Annotated in this window: 17 protein-coding genes and 2 CRISPR repeat arrays; all 17 genes read left to right on the forward strand. The window is 30.3% G+C overall.

Translation table 11 applies throughout. From position 1 onward, the window contains the following. Positions 1-97 precede the first annotated feature (97 nt). Positions 98-440: direct repeats of the CRISPR family, unit length 37 nt; unit sequence GTAGAAATGAATATGACCTGTTTGAAGGGATTGTCAC. Positions 441-566: 126 nt separating this feature from the next. The 17 genes from JG776_RS08515 (at position 567) to csm3 (ending at position 20,933) form a co-directional block, all read left to right on the forward strand. Further along, positions 567-1,754 carry a hypothetical protein gene (locus tag JG776_RS08515; protein ID WP_291966573.1) on the forward strand — a complete coding sequence of 396 codons (1,188 nt, stop codon included), beginning with the start codon at positions 567-569 and terminating at the stop codon, positions 1,752-1,754. 143 nt (positions 1,755-1,897) lie between these two features. Continuing rightward, positions 1,898-3,535 (forward strand): hypothetical protein, encoded by a 1,638-nt coding sequence (locus JG776_RS08520; protein WP_291966575.1) that lies wholly within the window; start codon positions 1,898-1,900, stop codon positions 3,533-3,535. 13 nt (positions 3,536-3,548) lie between these two features. After that, on the forward strand, positions 3,549-4,871 hold the full coding sequence (locus JG776_RS08525; protein ID WP_291966577.1) for a methyltransferase domain-containing protein: 1,323 nt from the start codon (positions 3,549-3,551) through the stop codon (positions 4,869-4,871). Positions 4,872-4,877: 6 nt separating this feature from the next. Continuing rightward, positions 4,878-5,828 carry a DUF1848 domain-containing protein gene (locus JG776_RS08530; RefSeq protein ID WP_366934199.1) on the forward strand — a complete coding sequence of 317 codons (951 nt, stop codon included), beginning with the start codon at positions 4,878-4,880 and terminating at the stop codon, positions 5,826-5,828. A gap of 71 nt (positions 5,829-5,899) precedes the next feature. Beyond that, positions 5,900-7,252 (forward strand): TIGR02221 family CRISPR-associated protein, encoded by a 1,353-nt coding sequence (gene csx2 / locus JG776_RS08535; protein ID WP_291966581.1) that lies wholly within the window; start codon positions 5,900-5,902, stop codon positions 7,250-7,252. Beyond that, the gene (gene csx20, locus JG776_RS08540) at positions 7,249-7,629 is read left to right on the forward strand and encodes a CRISPR-associated protein Csx20 (protein WP_291966583.1); all 381 of its coding nucleotides are present in this window, start codon (positions 7,249-7,251) and stop codon (positions 7,627-7,629) included. The genes csx2 and csx20 overlap by 4 nt, the downstream gene beginning before the upstream one ends. Positions 7,630-7,738: 109 nt before the next feature. Next, a CRISPR array of direct repeats spans positions 7,739-8,773; the repeat unit is 30 nt; unit sequence GTTTATAGCCTACCTATAAGGGATTGAAAC. A 58-nt stretch (positions 8,774-8,831) separates the two neighbouring features. After that, a complete protein-coding gene (cas4, locus tag JG776_RS08545; protein WP_291966585.1) occupies positions 8,832-9,323 on the forward strand; it encodes a CRISPR-associated protein Cas4 in 492 nt (163 codons plus the stop codon). Positions 9,324-9,333: 10 nt separating this feature from the next. After that, on the forward strand, positions 9,334-10,326 hold the full coding sequence (cas1b, locus tag JG776_RS08550; RefSeq protein ID WP_291966587.1) for a type I-B CRISPR-associated endonuclease Cas1b: 993 nt from the start codon (positions 9,334-9,336) through the stop codon (positions 10,324-10,326). 5 nt (positions 10,327-10,331) lie between these two features. After that, positions 10,332-10,595, forward strand: coding sequence for a CRISPR-associated endonuclease Cas2 (gene cas2 / locus JG776_RS08555; protein ID WP_291966589.1), 264 nt, complete (start codon positions 10,332-10,334; stop codon positions 10,593-10,595). 105 nt (positions 10,596-10,700) lie between these two features. Further along, on the forward strand, positions 10,701-11,426 hold the full coding sequence (cas6, locus tag JG776_RS08560) for a CRISPR-associated endoribonuclease Cas6 (RefSeq protein WP_291966591.1): 726 nt from the start codon (positions 10,701-10,703) through the stop codon (positions 11,424-11,426). Between the two features lie 11 nt (positions 11,427-11,437). After that, entirely contained in the window at positions 11,438-13,369 is a 1,932-nt protein-coding gene (locus JG776_RS08565; RefSeq protein ID WP_291966593.1) for a TIGR02556 family CRISPR-associated protein, read from the forward strand. Next, positions 13,359-14,234: a type I-B CRISPR-associated protein Cas7/Csh2 gene (cas7b, locus tag JG776_RS08570; RefSeq protein ID WP_291966595.1), complete on the forward strand. Its 876-nt coding sequence runs from the start codon at positions 13,359-13,361 to the stop codon at positions 14,232-14,234. Before JG776_RS08565 ends, cas7b begins: the two co-directional genes overlap by 11 nt. 9 nt (positions 14,235-14,243) lie before the next feature. Further along, positions 14,244-14,957: a type I-B CRISPR-associated protein Cas5b gene (cas5b, locus tag JG776_RS08575; protein ID WP_291966596.1), complete on the forward strand. Its 714-nt coding sequence runs from the start codon at positions 14,244-14,246 to the stop codon at positions 14,955-14,957. A gap of 37 nt (positions 14,958-14,994) precedes the next feature. After that, the gene (gene cas3 / locus JG776_RS08580) at positions 14,995-17,286 is read left to right on the forward strand and encodes a CRISPR-associated helicase Cas3' (protein ID WP_291966598.1); all 2,292 of its coding nucleotides are present in this window, start codon (positions 14,995-14,997) and stop codon (positions 17,284-17,286) included. Between the two features lie 121 nt (positions 17,287-17,407). Then, complete coding sequence (cas10, locus tag JG776_RS08585; protein ID WP_291966600.1) at positions 17,408-19,660, forward strand: type III-A CRISPR-associated protein Cas10/Csm1; 2,253 nt, start codon at positions 17,408-17,410, stop codon at positions 19,658-19,660. A gap of 13 nt (positions 19,661-19,673) precedes the next feature. Further along, on the forward strand, positions 19,674-20,111 hold the full coding sequence (csm2, locus tag JG776_RS08590; protein WP_291966602.1) for a type III-A CRISPR-associated protein Csm2: 438 nt from the start codon (positions 19,674-19,676) through the stop codon (positions 20,109-20,111). An 18-nt stretch (positions 20,112-20,129) separates the two neighbouring features. Then, a complete protein-coding gene (gene csm3 / locus JG776_RS08595; RefSeq protein ID WP_291966603.1) occupies positions 20,130-20,933 on the forward strand; it encodes a type III-A CRISPR-associated RAMP protein Csm3 in 804 nt (267 codons plus the stop codon). Positions 20,934-20,935: the final 2 nt, after the last annotated feature.

The raw sequence follows: 20,935 nt of genomic DNA on the forward strand, positions 1-20,935 counted from the left end.
ATAAGACTTAATTTAACAGCTAAATTAACAACTTTTTTGGGGGTTTTAAAAATAGCCTCCTTCAGCCCAGATTTTTCAAGGGATCAAAAAGGGTGCTGTAGAAATGAATATGACCTGTTTGAAGGGATTGTCACAATTCTTCTTTACCATTCCAACCAACAGCTTTATAGAGTAGAAATGAATATGACCTGTTTGAAGGGATTGTCACATAAAAGATCGTGTTGTTATTACGGTATGTATATACCGTGTAGAAATGAATATGACCTGTTTGAAGGGATTGTCACATTTCTTTTGTCTTCGTCTTGAAGATGTTAGCTATCTTTTGGTAGAAATGAATATGACCTGTTTGAAGGGATTGTCACGCAGTCATTAATTGACCACATGAATTCAGGGTATGCAGCCTGTAGAAATGAATATGACCTGTTTGAAGGGATATATAGCTCCAATTGAGGGGCTATTTTTTACATATAATAGAATAAGAGTCTGTAATTTGAATTTCAAAGGAAAATAGGCTTTTATGTAGAAAATTATTATATAGAAATCTACATAACAAGGAGGGGAAAATAGTGTCCCAAAATGAGAATAAAGCTAAATTTAATAAAGTTATAATTACAGGTGGAACATCTGTATTTGGCTATAACAACTATTTAAAAGAAATGGCTGTGGATATTAGTGAACTAAATATTTTATTAAAAAGAGGACAAGTTACCTTAGAGGATGCTATAAAAAAGTGCAAGGATAGACAATTCCCTGTAGATGAGGGATATTACAAAAGAATAAGTGCAGAGTTTTCAGTAATAAATGAGCTTAAAAAGGCAGGGCATTTAAGTGAACAATTTGATGTGACTATTCTTCATACCGATACAAAGGATGGCTGTTTAGCAGCAGAAATAAATAAAAAAATAATAGAACAGCAATTTAACACAAAGGTAAAGCTTGTGGAGGTGGAAAATTTAGATGTATCAAATAGTAGAAAGCTTAGAGAAAATTTAGGGGATTTTATGGAAAAATTATCAAGGGAATTGGTACAATCATATAAAGAATATACATTTTTTGCTCCAATTGGAGGATATAAATTGATGACATATTTAGGGTATGTCGTAGGCTCCTTCTATGGGTATGAAACTGGATATTTATATGAGGAAAATCAAGTTTTAATAAAGATACCACCAATGCCTGTTAAGATAGATATAGAATGGATATTAAAAAAGAGGGACTTATTAATTAAGTTATTAAAAGATGAAATAGTATATTTTTCAGATTTAGAAGAAAAAGACAAAATTTTTATAAATGAGAATTCATTTTTCTTTGAAAGGGTTTCAGATGATAATGACCAACTTGTTTCTCTAAATGCCTATGGAGAATTTATCTTAAAAGATTATTTATTTACAAGAAAGCTGGTTTCAAGGGATTTAATTTATATGTTTGATGACGCAAAATACAGAAATCATATACAAGCTAATCTTTTAAATTTAATAAGCAAAGTAAAAAGTTTTTATAGGGATGGAAATAAAGGGAAAAATATTATAGGAGAAATAATGCATAATAAAGAATGGGGATTTGATAAGCCATATTTATATAAAGGAGATTCAAATGGAGAACTTGTATTTAGGTGTTTATGGGACTATGACTTTAATAATGATGAGATAAAGATATTTGAAATTTGGACAAACCACGCAGATTATGAGAGGGAATGTGCAGCAATATCCAAAAAAGGTTATAATAAAAATCAAGAGATGGTAGAGATAGATTAGACAATGAGTAAACAAAAGGTGTTAGACACTTTTTGTTTACTCATTTTTTTGTGCAATAAAAATAATATATAAATTTGATATTTTAAAAAGGAAATGATTTGTATATAAAGAATCTTTAACATATAAAGATAGGAGGAATAATTATGCATTACATAATTTTAAGGGTATTTGATGATTTTAATTTTAATTCCAACTTTTATCAACTAAGCAAGCAAAACACTAAAATAGTAATAGATATGTTTGGAGATATAATAAAAAATCTAAAAGCAAAATGGGTAGTTTTATATTATATAGGCAAATATGCATCAGATACCAATGTATATTGCTGTTCATTTAAAAGGTTAAGTATAGTTAATGGTAGATTAAGAATAGAATTTGAAAATAAAAAGAAGGAATTGAAGCATAAAAATAGTGAGTTTAATGCAGAGTTGTACGGTTTGTTAGTTAGAAATGGAGTAATAAAAAAAGATGATCGTATGCCCTATATGATATTTTTAGATGAAAATGATAGAAGCAATTTAAATAGAAGTTTAAATAAAACAAAAATAATGAAAAATGATAAAACAATAGAAGAACTTAAGAGGGAGAATGATTGGGAAGGTTTATATAATACATTAGGTTCATTGCAGGAAGCAAGAAATTCAGATAAATGGAATGATGCAGAATATTTGTCTGAAGTAGCCTTTGCAGCAACTCAATTAGGATTTTTAGGAAAAATAGACAAAAAAATCTTAAAGGATAAAGAAAAAAGAAAAGAACCACTTGAGAAACTTGCAGAGTATAGAGAAACTGCGGAAATACTGTATAAAAGATGTATTGAAATAGATAAAGATAATGAAGTAAGATACCTTGATGGTTTAGGTTTTATTAAATATCAATATGTTTTAGATTGCTTAAATTATAGAGCTGATAATTCCCAAAATATAAAAGAATCTTTTTTTGAAGCTGAAAGATATTACAAGGAAGTTTTGAAAAGGGATGAATCAAGAATAAAAAATTTATATAGGCTTGGTTACCTTTATGTAGATAAATCTAAAATGGTATTTCGCAATGAGGAAGATAATAATCAGAATGTAGATTTAAATAAAAACTATGTTATAAAATACCAAAAGGAAGGAGTAGAGTGTTTACTTAGTGCAATTAAAGTTTATGAAGCAATGAAAGATGAGTATGAAAGAAAGAAATTTAGAAATGAATACTTAAAATCTTATTATACCTTAGGTTCCCATTATGCAGATAAGGTTAAATTGGATTTTAATAAGTTTAGAAATTTAGTTAATGGAAATGGAAATATTTCAAGTAACTATTATAAAGACAATATTAAAAAGGCATATACTTATCTTTCAAAATGTTTTGAACTCCAATATGGTGAAGGAGTAGAAAGTATTTTTAATGAAACTTTTGAATACAAAATTAGAGAAACCTACAAAAACTGGACAAATGAACCCATAGAAGTCCTCTACTGGTTTGGTATTACTTATATGGGTATGTATATATGTAATAGAGGAACGAATGTATCAAGGGAAGAACAACAAAAATATGTTCAAAAGTCAAAAACCTGCTTTGAATATGCAATAAAGCTTAACTGGGTAGAGGTAAATAAAAAAACACATAAGAATTACATAGAGGAAAAGCTTGCAAGACTCTATATTTTAAATGGGGAATACGATAAGGCAGTAAAACTATTAGAAAAGTATAAAGGTAAAAAGGGTGTTCAAGATTATATAATTAATACTTTCAATTTTGCAAAGTGGCTTGCAGATAATAAGAAAATATCCTAAAGGGTGGGATGATATGTATATAAATCAGGGCAAAATGCAATTTGAAAACGATGAGATAAAGGAATTGTTTGGCATAAAGGATGGGGAAAAGAGCTTCCCCATCTATTTACAAAATATAATAGTTGATTTAATTTATAAGGAAATAGGACTTGTAAGAACAAATAATGACATTTTCTCAAGCCTAAGTAGAATAGATAAAAATGTAGTTTTAGATGTAATACAAAATATAGAAAGTATGTACAGTCTTATACAAAAAACAGATTACAGCAACAAATATTTAACTTATCTTTGGTACTACCTTCCGAACAACATATATAAAGTATGGGCACCTTTGATAGATCTTGCAACTTTAGGAGAATTAAAAACCAATATAAAAATATTAGATATAGGAACAGGGCCAGGTTCACTTCCCATTGGAGTTATTGAACTTTATAAGGTTTTGGCAGAAAAGTTTAGTGAACAAAAATTTAATATAGAATTTGTTCTTGTTGACTCACAAAAGAAGTTTTTAGAATACGCAAAATCTATAATAAACAAATTAAAGGATTTTCTTCCTAAAAATTTAAGTATAAAAGTAAATTTCAAATTATGCGAAGTAAATAGCAAAGAAAATTTAATAGAGAATTACAAATTTGATGTTATTAGTATGAGCAACTTTATAAACCATTTTGAGCATAATGATGATTTTGATGCATTTGAATTTTTATCAAAACTTAAAAACAATCTTTTATACGATGGTTCAATTATAATAATAGAACCTGGAAGCAAAGAAGAGTGCAGGGATATGAAATTATTAAGAAATAGGTTAGTAAACGAAGGTATTTACAATTTATTTTCACCGTGCCTTTCAATATGGGAAGAAAGACAAAATATAAACTGTGCTTGTTTTACAACCTATAGTATGCCTATAAAAAAGCCTGAACTTATTAGCTTTTTAAATGAAAGGGGATTGCACAAAAACAGGTATAAGGAATATGTACCCTTTAATTATTTAGTTTTAAGAACAGATGGCCTTATGAAGTATAGAGTTTGTAAAAACAAACAGAGCTATTTTACAATAAAGGAAGTAGTAGAAGGTAATTTTGAGGTAGGCAAAAGATACAACATTAAAGGTATAGTTAAAAAGAAGTCCTTCAAGAATAATAGTTTTTGTATCTGTGATGGAAGTGTTACAGATAGAGATTTTTGGATAAAGTTAGAGAATGATGTTGTAGATGAAGTAAAGGAGCTGTTTAACAGGATTAATATGGGAGAGCTTGTTAATGTAAAGAAGGTACAGTTTAAGGACAATAACTTTATATTAGACAAGAAATCAAAGCTTGATGTATTTTTTTAAAACGAGGTGATATTCTTGATTTTAAGTGTTAGTCGTAGAACAGATATACCTGCCTTTTATAGTGAATGGTTTTTGAATAGAATGAAGGAAGGATATGTATATGTAAAAAATCCCTTTAATGCAAAACAGATAAGCAAAATAAATATAAGGCCTGATGTGGTTGATTGTATAGTATTTTGGACAAAGGATTCAAAGCCTCTTATGAACTATTTGGATGAACTTAAGGACTATAAATATTATTTCCAATTTACAATAACTCCATATAAAAAGGACATTGAACCAAACTTAAGGAATAAATCAGAAATAGTTGATACCTTTATAGAGCTTTCAAAGAGGATTGGTAAAGAAAAGGTTATATTAAGATACGATCCAATTCTTCTTACAGATAAATACACATTAAACTATCATAAAGCTGCCTTTTCAAAGCTTTGCCAAAGGGTTAGTGGATATACAGACAAGGTTATAATAAGCTTTTTAGATGACTATAAAAAGGTTTCAAGGAATATGAAGGGGATAGAACTTAAGGAGATGACAGAGGAGGATATATATGAAATATCAGATTACTTTTCAAATGTTGCAGGAGGATATGGGTTAAAGATTGAAACCTGTGGAGAGGAGATAGATTTAAGTAAATTTGGCATAGAGCACGGAAGGTGCGTAGATGGAGAACTTATTGAAAAAATAGTAGGATATAAGCTTAAGAATCTAAAGAGGGATGGTAACAGAAGTGCTTGTCTTTGCCACGAATGTATTGACATTGGTCAATATGACACCTGTGCTCACGGTTGCTTGTATTGTTATGCAAATATAAACAAGCCTAAGGCAGAGGAAAACTATAGAGCCCATAATCCAAAATCCCCGCTTCTATTTGGCGAATATGAAGAAGAATATGTAACCGAAAGGAAGGATGTTAAGTCCTTCAGAGTGGAAGAGGTAGAACAGATTAGACTAATATAAATTTTTATGCATTAAAAATTAAATAAGTTTGATATACAATAAGTATAAAGATTTGTGAGAGGAGAGATAAAATGGCAAGGAAATTTTTAAGCTTTTTAGGAACAGGGGAATATACTGAATGTACATATAAATGCCCAAAGGGTGCTGAAGTAAAAAGTAGGTTTATACAAACAGCTTTAGTGGAGGACTTATGCAGAGAATGGACAGAAGATGATGAGGTTATTATATTTCTAACCAATGCTTCAAGAAATAAAAACTGGGAGGATTCAGAGAGATTTGTTGAAGTATCAAGGGATGAAAAAAGCCCAGAGGAGATAATAATAAGAAGAAACAAAAAAACTTTTATAGGTTTAAAGAATGAACTTCAAAATAAAAACTATAAAGTTAAAATTGTAGATAAATCTATACCAGAAGGAAAGAATGTTGACGAGATATGGGAAATATTTAATGTAATGATGGATTGTATAAATGATGATGATGAGGTTATATTTGATATAACCCACAGTTTCCGTTCAATTCCAATGCTTGCACTTGTTGTTTTAAACTATGCAAAAGTAATGAAGGATATAAACATGCTTGGAATATATTATGGTGCGTTTGAAGCAAGAGATAAAGATGGAGTTGCTCCTGTGTTTGAGCTTAAGGAGTTTGATAGGTTGTTAGAGTGGTCCTATGCAATAAATTCCTTTGTTAAGTTTGGTGACAGCAGGCAGATACTTGACTTTGTAAATAGGGAAAAGAAGTATGATGAAAAGTATAGGGAAGTCTATAATTTTGCTAAAAAGTTAAATACATTTACAGATGCAATAAATACTTGTAAAGGCATTGTACTTGACAACCCACAAAAATCAGTTTACGCAGCATATAAGGATATGATAGAAAGTCTAAATACAATAAGGGAAAAGCAAATTTATCCAACTATTTCTGAACTACTCAAATTGGTTGAGAAAAAATCTAAAATTTTTGATTGTAATGATAATTTATCAACTGGAATGGCATTTGTTGAATGGTGTATTCAAAACAATTTAATACAACAGGGATATACAGCATTAGATGAAACAATAAAGACATTTATATGTGTTTTAAATGATTTAGATGATTCAGATAAAGACATAAGAGAAGAAATTGCAGCAAAGGCAATGGCGGTATATAAATATAAAGACGATGAAAGTAAATGGATTGTAAAGGAAGAATACAAGGAAAAGGTTAGAGAAATATTAAAAAATACACCAAAGGAAATATTTAAAGTTGCAGATGCAATATCAGTTTCAAGAAATGATATAAACCATTTTGGATTTACAGATCCAGATAAAAGGAAGGATGTATCCAAATTAAAAAGTGAATTAGGTTTAAAATATAATGAATTAAAGGAAGTATATGATGAATACTTAAACAATAAGGGGGCAATGGAGGACTTAGAATGAAGCTGATACTACTTTTTTCCCACAAACTAACAGATGAACAAATAAGAGAAGCCGAGGATGAACTTAAGGTGGAAGAATTTATATATCTTCCACAGGAACTACAGTATATATGGTCAAATATACCACCAGAAGGAGAACTGCCTATATATATTATAGATAAATTTAAGCGTTTTATAATAGACAATGCAAAGCAGGGTGATTATATATTAATCCAGGGTGATTTTGGAGCGACAAATCATATGGTACAATGGGCAAAGGAGAAGGGTTTTGTTCCTATATATGCAACAAGCAAAAGAGAGTATAAGAGCATAACAAATGAAGATGGCTCAATAACTAATGTGCATATTTTTAGACACATTAATTTTAGAAGATATTAAACTGTGGAACATATAATCCACAGTTTTTTTGCTGTCGACCCCCAATCCTGCAAAAAACCCGGGGGGTCGACAGCAGCCTCAAACCCTTGAAAAACCTACAAAGTTACTTTTTTATTACGAAAATATAAGGGATTGAAACTTTTCCCCCTTTGCTTATTTGTATTAATTTATTTATGCGTTTATAGCCTACCTATAAGGGATTGAAACTTTGACGATGGCTCCACTCTTTCACCTGAACTCAAAGTTTATAGCCTACCTATAAGGGATTGAAACTCTTCTAACATTTTTAAACCTATTATTGATACCGCTTGTTTATAGCCTACCTATAAGGGATTGAAACCAGTTTCAGAGATACAAAAAATTTGCTCAATATTCAATGTTTATAGCCTACCTATAAGGGATTGAAACTTGAGTGCCTCAAGTTTTACATCTGCTTTTTCTTCTGCGTTTATAGCCTACCTATAAGGGATTGAAACCAAACCTTCTCTCCCTGCTATATATCCCCCAAATTCAGTTTATAGCCTACCTATAAGGGATTGAAACCCTACACGCTAAGGAGAGAGTGTTAAACCCACAACAGTTTATAGCCTACCTATAAGGGATTGAAACTTTTCCAAATTAGAAACAATACCTAATAAAAAGTTAGTTTATAGCCTACCTATAAGGGATTGAAACATGTAGTACATAAATACTGAAAAGTATCTGCAACTTCTGGTTTATAGCCTACCTATAAGGGATTGAAACAAAGTCATGTCTATAAGAGAGGCTAAAGTTGTCATAGTTTATAGCCTACCTATAAGGGATTGAAACTTTTTATAGACAAAGGTATATTAGGTCAACCTAAATAGTTTATAGCCTACCTATAAGGGATTGAAACACAAGTGAATACATAAATGCAAGTAAAATTACAACAGGGTTTATAGCCTACCTATAAGGGATTGAAACAAGGTAATACTTTAACCCTTGGTGGAAGTAGTAATGGTTTATAGCCTACCTATAAGGGATTGAAACTCTAAAATATACTGTATCTCTGGGTCTATTTTATATGTTTATAGCCTACCTATAAGGGATTGAAACATTCAATGATAGCATATGTTTTGGGTCAATGGGCTGAGTTTATAGCCTACCTATGAGGTTTAAAGCTCCAAAGTAAAGGTAATACTTTACTTTGGAGCTTAAGTTTTACAAAAGGGAGTGATGTAATGGATGTAAATGGAACTTTGATTTGGTACTACAACATTTGTAAGAGGGAAGTATACTTAATTTCCCACGGTATACTTCCAAATCAAGATGATGAAAACATTGATATAGGAAGGTTTATACACGAAAACTACTACAGGAGAAACGAGAAAGAAATACGTTTTGGTAATGTAGTATTTGATGTTATGTATCAGAACCAAAATAAGCTAATAATAGGTGAAACAAAAAAATCCTCTAAATTTTTAGAGGCTTCAAAATGGCAACTTCTCTATTACTTAAAAATATTAAATGAGGCAGGAATTGATGCAAAGGGTGTTTTACAATACCCAGAAGAAAGAAGACGTGTAGAAGTTGAACTCACAGATGAAAATATAATAAAGTTAAAGAAGATGGAGGAGGAAATAATAAATATAATCGAATCCCCACTTCCTCCAAAAGTTGAAGAATGTGTTTATTGCAAAAACTGTGCCTATAGAGAATATTGTTATGCATAGGAGTGATTAGATGAATAAGGATATATACATATTTTCAAATGGCGAATTAAAAAGAAAGGACAATACCTTATATTTTGAAACACAAGACACCAAAAAATATTTACCTGTAGAAGAAATAAATAATATATGGATATTTGGAGAAGTTGATGTTAATAAGAGGTTTTTAGAATTTGCTGCTCAAAAGGAAATATTGCTACACTTTTTTAATTACTATGGATATTATGTAGGTAGTTTCTATCCAAGAGAACACCTAAATTCAGGATATGTACTCTTAAAGCAAGCAGAATACTATATGGATTATGAAAAAAGATTGGATATAGCTAAAAAAATAATAGATGGTGCCTTTTCAAATATGCTCGTTGTATTGAGATATTATAAGTCGAGGGGTGTTGAAATAGAAGATGAAATAAATGAGATAGCAGATAAAAAACAAGATTTAGAAAAATCACAGAGTATAGAAGAAGTAATGGCAGTAGAGGGTAATATAAGAGAAGTTTACTATTCCTGCTTTGATAATATAATAAATAAACCTGAATTTGTATTTGAAAAAAGAAGCAAACGCCCACCTCTTAATAGATTAAATGCACTAATAAGTTTTGGTAACTCACTTCTTTATTCTGCAGTGTTATCCGAAATATATCATACCCAGCTTAATCCCAGTATAGGATATCTTCATTCAACTAATAACAGAAGGTTTACCCTAAATCTTGACATAGCAGAAATATTTAAACCTACTATAGTAGACAGGCTAATATTTTCTCTGTTAAACAGAAATCAAATAACAGAAGATGATTTTGATGAACAGCTAAATGGAATTATTTTAAATGAAAAGGGAAGAAGGATATTTGTCCAAGAATTCCAAAACAAATTAGATGTAACAATAAATCATCCTAAGTTAAATCAAACGGTGAGCCATAGAAGATTAATAAGAATGGAGCTTTATAAAATACAAAAGCATATAACACAAGATGAAGAATATAAGCCATTTGTTGCAAGGTGGTGATATATATGTTTGTAATACTTGTTTATGATGTTGAAGAAAAAAGAGTTGCAAAGGTTTTAAAGAAGTGTAGAGAATATCTAACTTGGGTTCAAAATTCAGTGTTTGAAGGTGATATAACTGAGGCAAATTTAAAGAAGTTGCAAATGGAGCTAAATAGAATAATAAAAAAAGAAGCTGATTCAGTTATAATATATAAATTCAACAGCCTAAAATATTCAAGTAGAGAAGTTATGGGGCTTGATAAAAACCCACAAAATTTAATTATTTAGTGCAATAAAAATAGGATAGGAAAGGATTATTATAAAATTGTAGCAGGAATTTTAAGAAAAATATAGAAGTATATATTAACAAACTTTAACAAAAAGAGGTGTCTTATGAGAATAGAACTCAATCTTGAATTTAATGAACTCAATCTTCCTATCCACTACAACCATATTATGCAGGCAGTAATTTTAAAATGGATTAACGATGAAAACTATGCAAAGTTTATTCACGATAAGGGATATGAGTATAACAACAGAAGATATAAATTATATACCTTTTCAAGGCTGAATGGAAAATTTAGATTAGATAATAAAAATAAGAGAATAATTTTTCAAGATTCTGCAAAGTTTTTGATTTCATCGGTAGATGATGAGTTTTTAAGATATGTTGTAGAAAACTATATAGAAAATGGTTCTATAAACATTATTGGTAGTGAAGTAAAGGTAAAAAATATAAGATACATCTATCCAAAGTTTGATGGAAATGTATTTGTTACAAAATCTCCAATTACTGTTTATAGTACCTTTGAGAAGGATGGAAGAAAAAAGACCTATTACTATAACCCATCTGAAGATGAGTTTGAGGAGTTAATAAAAAGAAACTTAGTATATAAATACAATTCATACTATGATACTAATTTAAAGGATATAGACATAAAGATTACACCAGTTAAGGAAACTGTAAAGCAAAGTATAGTCCTTTATAAAGGCACAGTTATAAAGGGCTGGAATGGAGTATTCAAAATAGATGCTCCAAAGGAAATACTTCAGTTTGCCTATGGGGCTGGACTTGGCAGTAAAAATTCACAAGGGTTTGGTTGTATAGAAGAAGTATAGGAGGTGATAGATTGATAGAGGGTATTATTCAATTAGGTCAGGCAGCCTTAAAGGAAAGGGGACTTTTAGAAAATATAATAAAGGAAATTGAACCAGAAGTTAAGGGTAAGGTTAGATATGTTTTTAAGCTAAACTTTGATACCAAAAACCAAAAAATAGATATTGATGTAAATGAAGAGATGAGCAGGGATACTGCATATAAATACTGCTTTGTAGGTTCATTATATGGAAATTCTATCCAATGGTATGCTTCAAGCAGTAGTTTAGGATATTTTTTAAATCAGACAATATACAACTTAACAAGCATAGATTTAGGAGAATACTTGAATTCAAAGATAAAATATATATTGGAAAATTTTTGTATATACATTAATGATAAGGATGTTAAATACGTAATAGATTTAAAAAAGCTTGGTTTAGATGTTGATGTAAAGGCAAAGTACCAAGAACATATAAAAGAAGGGAAAAAGGGTAGTAAGTTTTCAGATGTTCTAACAAAGAAAATAGAAGATTATATAAAGAATAAATATGATATGAAACTAAAGGATTTTGGTATTTTTGTACTTTGCATAGATGGAAAACCTCTTACTGATTATGATGAGTATAAAAATGCAGTAATCGAATCTAAAAAGCCAAAGACATCCCAAAAATCAAAGGGAGAAAAGAGTGTTTGTCATATTTGTGGTGGTAGTGAAAATGTTATAGAAAATATGGAAAAGAATATGACAAATACAAAGTTGAAATTTTATACAACTAACCTATTAGTTTTTGCTAGTGAGTTAAATAAAAGTAAATATAATAGAAATCTACAGCTTTGTCAAAACTGCCTAAATAGCCTTCTTGCAGGTGAAACATATCTTATGAATAACTTAAATACAAGGCTTGCTAAGTTCAATGTATATATTCTGCCCCATTTTATATATGGTGATGTAATAAATATTAAAGACCTCGACTTTGTAAAGGACAAAATAAAAAATTCCTTTGATACATTAAAAAATTTAGAATCCATAGATGATTTGAGGGAAGACATAGATATGTCCCTTTCATTAGAAGATAGTGACCATTACTTCCTTCTAAACTTCATCTTCTATACAAAAAATCAAGCATCCACAAAGGTACAGAGGTTTATTAAGGATGTAAATCCAAGCATATTCAAAAGATTAGCAGGTGCTATTAAAACTTCAAGTGGTGAACTAAATAATTTTATACCAGATATAAAATTTAACTTAAACACAATATATTCAATGGTTCCAATACGTGAAAGCAAGGGTGAGGCAACTGAATATAGAAATATTCTTAACATATATGATGCAATTTTATCAACAAGATCCCTTGATAGACAAAAGCTTATAAATGACTTTTGCAGAGCAGCTCAAATCATATTTAGAAGACAGGGTGATTCAAGCTTTAAGGAATACAATATATCCTTTTATCAAAGGGTAGAGACGTATATAAATAAGACATTGATTTTTACAAAGGTACTTGAAAAAGTTGGCTGTTTAAAGGAGGGAGAAGGAATGGATGTAAGGGAATTGTCCTTAAAGGATGACCTAAAGAAATACATTGAAACAATGAAGTATGATGAACAAAGAACAGCACTGTTTTTACTTGGGTATTTAATAGGTGAAATAGGTAATGCACAAAGAAAAAGACTTGGGGATAAAAAGCCAATTCTAAATAAAATAAATTTCAATGGTATAGATAAACAAAAGTTAATGCGATTGTCAACGGATGTATTTAATAAACTTAATCAAGAAAAGGCAAATGATAAGCCGCTAAGGGTGTATAACGAAGGTATTTATTATGAATTTAAAAGACTTATTGACAAAAATTTATCAAACTGGACTTTGAATAAAAATGAAAATCTATACTACATTCTTTCAGGATATTCCTATGCAAGTGTAAAACCATTTTTAAAGGAGGATGATGTAAATGAACAATAATGAAATTTTATATTTATATGATGCAAAGCTTTGTAATCCAAATGGAGACCCAGATGAAGAAAATAGACCAAGGATGGACTATGAAAGGGAAGTAAATCTTGTTTCAGATTTAAGACTAAAAAGATACATAAGGGATTATCTTTTAGATTTAGGCTATGACATATTTGTAAGGGGAGTTGATGGTAAAACAGTAAATGCAGAGGGAAGAACAAAGGAGTTTAAGGAATTTACAGATGAGTGGATATTGAATAATTTAATTGATGTTAGAATGTTTGGGGCAACAATGCCTGTTAAGGCAGATAATAAAACCTTCATTGGACCAGTTCAATTTAATTGGGGATATTCTTTAAACAAGGTAGAACTTTTAGAAAGCTCCATTACATCTCATTTTTCAAGTGATACAGGAAACAGCCAAGGTGCAATAGGTAAGGATTATAGGGTAAAATATTCTCTAATTGCTTTCTTTGGTGTTGTATCAGGTAAAAGAGCAGAAAAAACTAAGCTAACAGAAGAAGACCTACAACTTTTAGATAAGGCTATGAAGTATGCAATAGTAAATCTTGCCACAAGAAGTAAGGTTGGTCAATATCCAAGGCTTTATTTAAGAGTTGAATACAAGGACAGCCACACTATTCTTGGCGATTTTAGAGATTATATATCTTTAAATGAAAAGGTTGAAAATATAAGGGATATAGAAGAAGTAAGCCTTGATATTACAAGACTTGTAGAAAAGCTTGATGAAAATAAGGATAAGATAAACAGAATATTCTATTTCGCAGACAGCTCACTTGAACTTATGGTAAATGGAAGTAGGGTGGATTTAAAGGAAGCATTAAAAGATTTTAATCTTGTTGAAGTTAAGTAGGGTGATTCTATGAAGGTTTTAGTTTTTGATATGAAGGGAAGGTTTGCACACTTTAGGAAGTTTTACACAAACTCCTCCTCCCTATCCTACCTTCTCCCCCCAAGAACCACCCTTATGGGAATAGTGGCAGCTATTATGGGATATGAAAGAGATAGTTATTATGAATTGCTCTCCAGTGAAAACTTAAATTTATCTGTTAGAATTATGTTTAAACCAAGAAAGATAATGCAGACATTAAACTATATGAAGATTGAAAATCCAAAGGATGTTTATAAGGTTAAGGATCATACACAGGTGCCCTTTGAAGTCATTGCGGCACAAAATGGGAGTGTTTTGTACAGGGTGTATTTAAATCATAAAGATGAAGAAGTATATAAAATAATAAAGGATAAAATAGCCACATCAAGATGTGAATATCCCATTTACTTTGGTGCCGCACCCTTTAGTGCCTCCTTTGAATTTGTAGGGGAATTTGAGGCTGAAAATATAGAAGGTACTCAGGAGATTGTAACTCCAATAAATAAGGATTTTATAGAAAAATTAGATTTTAACTTTGAAGATTTTACACTTGCAAGGGAGAGAATGCCAAGGGACTTTTATAGTGATAGGCTAATTAAGGAGGCTGCAACATATATATTTGAGGAGGAAGGAAAGGCACTTAAAGTAAAGTTAAATTGCGATGCTTTAAGACTGCAAAATGGAGAAAATATAGTATTTATGTAGGGGACATAAAGTCCCCTTAATCTTTAGGAGGGGTAAAATGCCATTTTATTCTCATCCAGAAAAACTACTAATTGAACATTTAAAGGAAGTTTATGATATAAATAAAGGATTGTTTGGAGATGAAGATAGGGAGGTTTATAGGATAATATCACTTTGCCACGATTTTGGTAAATACACAACCTATTTTCAAAGACATTTATTTAACAAAGAAACATCGGAGTTTTCAAAACACGGCTTTATATCTGCAATCTTTGGAGGATATGTTGCCTTAAATTTTTTAAAGGAACCGTACCCTTTATATGTTTATCTTGCTATTTTACATCACCACGGCAATTTAGAGACTCCACTTGAACACCTGCCCAAGAATTTCAAGAAAATAGATGAAGGGGATATTTGGGTTCTTGATAAGATGAACATATTTAAAAAGCAGATGGAGGATATAAAGAAAAACAAAGATGAAATATATAAAGATTATCAAATGGTGGGTTTAGGGCAGATTTTTAATGATTTTTTAGAGGAGGACGCTTTAGATATATTAAAGAAACTTAGAAAAATCCATTTTAAAATTGAAAGGCAAGAGAGTGAAATCCACTATGTTAATCTGCTTTATTTTTATTCTGCTCTAATTTCAGCAGATAAATTGAGTGCCTCAAATACAAGGGCTTTAGATGCTATTGGAGTTATAGAATTTGATAGGTTAAATAGGGAAAGGGAAGAAAAAATAAAGGGTAAGCAGGATATAAATGGAATAAGAAGTAGTATATTTAAAAATGTTCTTGAAAACATAGAAAAAAATAAAGATAAAGGTATGTTTACAATAACAGCACCAACAGGTACAGGCAAGACTTATGCAGGATTTTTTTCTGCATTGAAACTAAGGGAACTGTTGGGCGAAAATAGAAGAATAATATATTCTCTTCCCTTTACATCAATAATAGACCAAAATTATGATGTAATAGAGGAGCTATTTTCAAAATTTGATGAATATAAAAGTTCAAAGGGAAGGTATTTAATAAAGCACCACAGTATGGCAGATGTTGAATATCAAGATGAAAACAGAGATTACTCTAAAACTCAAGAGGAGCTTCTTATAGAAACTTGGGAAAGTGGTGTTGTAGTTACCACCTTTGTTCAGCTTCTTGAAACACTAATTGGTAATAGAAACAGAATGCTCAAAAAGTTTGTAAACATAAGGGGTTCAATAATTCTTTTAGATGAAGTTCAGGCTATAGATATAAAATACTATCCTCTAATTGATTTTATATTTAACCTTGCTGTTAAGTATCTTGATGTAAAAATAATAATGATGACTGCAACAAAACCTGCAATATTAAATGGGGCTGTTGAACTTTTAGAGGGGTGCGATAAGTATTTTTCATTATTCAATAGGACAAAACTAATTCCAAGGCTTGAAGGGAAAAGTGTTGGAGAATTTATAGAGGAGTTTAAAGAGAATATAGAAGATAAATCCTATTTAATTGTATGCAACACAATAAATCAATCAATTGAGGTATTTAGTGGACTAAAGGATTTAAATAGGGATGTGTATTATCTTTCAACAAATCTTGTGCCGAAGCATAGAAGGGAAAGGATAAAAGAGGTATCAGAGAGGCTAAAGAGAGGGGACAAGATTATACTTATTTCAACTCAAGTTGTTGAGGCAGGAGTTGACTTTGATTTTGATGTAGTAATAAGGGATTTAGCACCACTTGATTCAATTATTCAATGTGCAGGAAGGTGTAACAGAAACGGCAAAAAAGAGGTTGGGGAAGTATATATATATAAAATGGTAAATGAAAAGGGAGAACTTTTTTCAAAGCACGTGTATGGGAATACCTCTGTAAATATAACAAAGGAACTTATTGAGAATAAACAGGTTATCTATGAAAAGGATTATTATAAGCTGATAGATGAATATTTTAAAGAGGTTATAAAAAATAAGCAGAAGGATGTTTCAAACGGTTATATAGAGTCTATAAAGAGGCTTATCTTTACGGGGGATTATAAATATCCAATAAGCAGGTTTTCCTTAATTGAAAACAACCCTACATATATAGATGTGTTTGTAGAGGTAGACGATGAGGCGGTTAAAACATTAGAGAAATATTTTGAAATATTATCAATAAAAGATTATGAAAAAAGAAGGGAAGAATATTTAAAGATAAAGAATCAACTTAATAGTTATTTTATATCTGTCCCTAATAAAACATATAGAAGTTTTGAGGATAGATATGGTATATTTGTACTTCCTGAAGTAGCTCTTAAGGACTACTATGATGTAGATACAGGATTTATAAGAGAGAAGGATGAGACATTTATGATTTTCTAATATATTTGTGCATTAAAATTTAGATAATAATTTTTTTATAATAATTTATATAACAGAGAAAAGGAATTTATAAAATTGTAACGAAAAATATAAATATAGCCCAAAAAAGAGGGGGGATATGATGAAGGAATTATATGCTGCGGCCCTTTTGCACGACATAGGTAAGTTTTATCAAAGGACGCAGGATAATAACGAAAAGGAAAAGGTAAAAAGAGCATATAAGACAATATATGAACAGGAGGGGGCATATTCTCCAAGACATCAAGAGTGGGGTGCCTACTTTTGTGAAAAACTTAACTTGCCAAATATAAATGAAATCAAGAGGCTTGTTAGAAACCACCACAAACCAACTGATGTATATGAAAAAATAATATCAATAGCAGATATGCTCTCTTCAGGTGAAAGAGAGGAAAAGGAAGATGATTGTAAAAATCTAATTTCTGTTTTAAATTTGGTTAAGTTAAATAGAAGTAGAGAAGAAAAAAGAAAGTATAAAAGGATTTCAAGATTATCTCAATTTAATGAGCTTATGGATAACGAAGAACAAAATATATCTGTTTCATACAAAAGGTTGTGGGATGAATTTGAGGGTGTTATAAAGGAAGAGGGAGATATAGACAGAATATACTATATACTCAATGAATACACCTCAAATATTCCATCTGCATATTATTATTCAAGACCAGATATAAACCTTTTTTCTCACCTAAAAACAACTGCTGCAATTGCAGTATGCTTATACAAGCAGTTTGAGGAAGAAATTATAGGTGGAGATTACAGAAAAATAGATGAAATTTATACAAAAGTAAAGCTTAATAAGGAGCTTTTTAAGGAAAATGTATTTTGTTTAATAAAGGGTGATATATCTGGTATTCAAAGCTTTTTGTATAACATAGATATGGAGGATGCTCTAAAGAATCTAAAGGCTCGTTCATTTTACCTATCATATATTCTTGATATTATTGCAAGGTATATAGTTGATGAGGAAGGACTTACCTTAAGCAATATACTTTATTGTGGTGGAGGACATTTTTATATAATTGCACCAAATAAGACAAAGGAGAGAATAGAGGAATACAGAAGCAAAATACAAGAAGTTTTATTTAAAGCACACGGAATAGATGTTTCTGTTCTTTTATCCTGCGTTGAATTTAATATTGGTGATTTGGCAACGGCAGATTTTTCAAAGGTTTTCTGGGCTGCAGGAAACAAACTTTCAGAAGAAAAATTTAAGAAGTTTTCAAACATATTAAATGAAGATTTCTTTATGCCAAGAGAAAATATAAATATATGTCCATATTGTAAAAGGGAAATTAAGGGAGATATTTGTGAGTTTTGCGAATCCTTTGTTGAGTTAGGTAATGCACTTTATAGAAACAAGTATGTGTATTTACACAAAAGAGAAAAGTTTACTGGAAAAGTTAAAAGGGTGGAAGATGTTTTTGCTTCCTTTGGATATGAGATTGAGTTTACAGACCAATTAAATAAGAAGGCATTTTCTATAAATAAAGAAGGAGTAGATTTTAAAAATACATTAGGCTATATAAAAACAGCAAATTATATGTTTAAAGAAGGTAGTAGGACAGCTACCCTTGAGGAAGTTTCACAAAAGGCACAAGGAATTAAAAGGTGGGGAGTTTTAAGAGGTGATGTTGACAACCTTGGGAAAATATTCTTAGAAGGATTGGGAGAAAACAAGTCAATATCAAGGGTTGCGACATTATCCTCTGAACTTGAGATTTTCTTTGGTAAATTCCTTGAGGACTATGTAAGGGAAAACTATAAAGAGTGTATGGTTATATATTCTGGTGGAGATGATTTCTTTATAATAGGGCCTTGGAGCAGTCTTCCAGATTTAGCATATGGTTTGACACATAAGTTTAATGATTATACTGGTGGTAATAGTGATATTACAATATCAATGGCAATAGAGATTGCACCGGATGTTAAATTCCCTGTGTTTAGGGTTGCAGAGGATGCTGGAGATAGCTTAGATATGGCTAAAGAGTATGAAAGAGGCGGTAAAACTAAAAATGCCCTTTCATTCTTAAAAGATGTTATAGGATGGGAAGAGTTTGAGGAGTTTAAAGAGATTAAAAACGATATGAAGTATTTGGTTGTGGATAAAAATGTAACAAGAAATATATACTACACAATTTATTCTATTATTAATCAATATGAAAGAAGTAAGGAAGAGGGAGATTTATTTAAATCTTGGAGGCTTGTTTATTATTTTGCAAGGCTTCAAGAAAGACATAAGGATGCTAAAGAAAATATTAAATTGCTTATAAGTAAAATATTAAAGAACAATAATTCATTGTATAATAAGCTGTTTACAGCAACACTTTGGTCTGATATAGAAAGTAGGGGTTAAGGAGGTAGGAAAGATGCCAAATAATAATCAAAACAAAGGGAAACAGCAAAATAATATTCCAAATAATCAAGAGAATATTTTAAATGCACAAACTGCATCTATACTTTTAAATCCTCAAAAGGATGCAGATGGAAAGTTATTATTTGAAATTGCTGAAAAAGTTGGTAAAAGAATTAAGGATGATGGTGTAACAGTATCTCAAATTAGAAAAATCTATTCTGAAGTTAGAAAACTTGAATATGATGAAAAACGTGAATATCAATACAATTTAAGATTAATAAAGGCACAGATTGGATATACAGCAGGTAGATTTTCTAAATTAAAGAACTTTAAAAATGTTTTTGACATACTAATTCAAGAAACATTAAAGGGAGATAAGACTGAATTAAAGAGGTTTAAGGATTTCTTTGAAGCAGTAATAGCATACCACAAGGCTTATGGTGGAAATTAATAAAGGGGGTATATTATTATGGGTTTTAATGAAATAGTGTTAAATGGAAAATATGTTATAGATGCAGAAATAAAACTTTTAACAGGACTTCATATTGGTACAGCAGGAAATAGCTTAGATATAGGTGGAGTTGATAATCCAGTTATAAAGGATGTATATGGTAAACCATACATACCAGGAAGTAGTTTAAAGGGTAAACTTAGAAGTTTAATGGAGTTTTATAATAATAAACTAACCCTTGGTAATGTCATTTATTCAGTTAAAAGTGAAAAAAATCCAATAAGAATGCATATGTGTGACAAAAAGGATTGTATTGTTTGTGGTCTTTTTGGAAGAAATCACGGAAAACATGATGTAATACAAGAAAATAATAAGATAGAATCAATTGCATTTGATGAAGCTGTGGAACCAACAAGGCTGATAGTAAGGGATGCACATCTTATAGATGAAAGTATTACAGATGAAATGAAGGATAATATGGATTTTGAATATACAGAAGTAAAGTTTGAAAATAACATAGACAGAATAACATCTGCGGCAAACCCAAGGCAGACAGAAAGGGTACCAGCAGGGGCAACATTTAAGTGTAATTTTGTTGTTAATGTGTACAATGATGATGATAAAAAATACTTTGAAGCTCTACTTACTGCTATGAAGCTTCTTGAAGATGATTATTTAGGTGGTCAAGGTAGTAGAGGTTATGGACAAGTTAAGTTTGAAAATATAAAAATAGAGTATAAAGGTAAAAATGCTTATTTAGGAAAAGAGGATAAAAAGGTTTTTGGTCCATTTAATTCATTAAATGAAGTTAAGTTAGGATGATG

Source organism: Caloramator sp., assembly GCF_020054765.1.
Classification (GTDB): Bacteria; Bacillota; Clostridia; order Clostridiales; family Caloramatoraceae; genus Thermobrachium; species Thermobrachium proteoclasticum.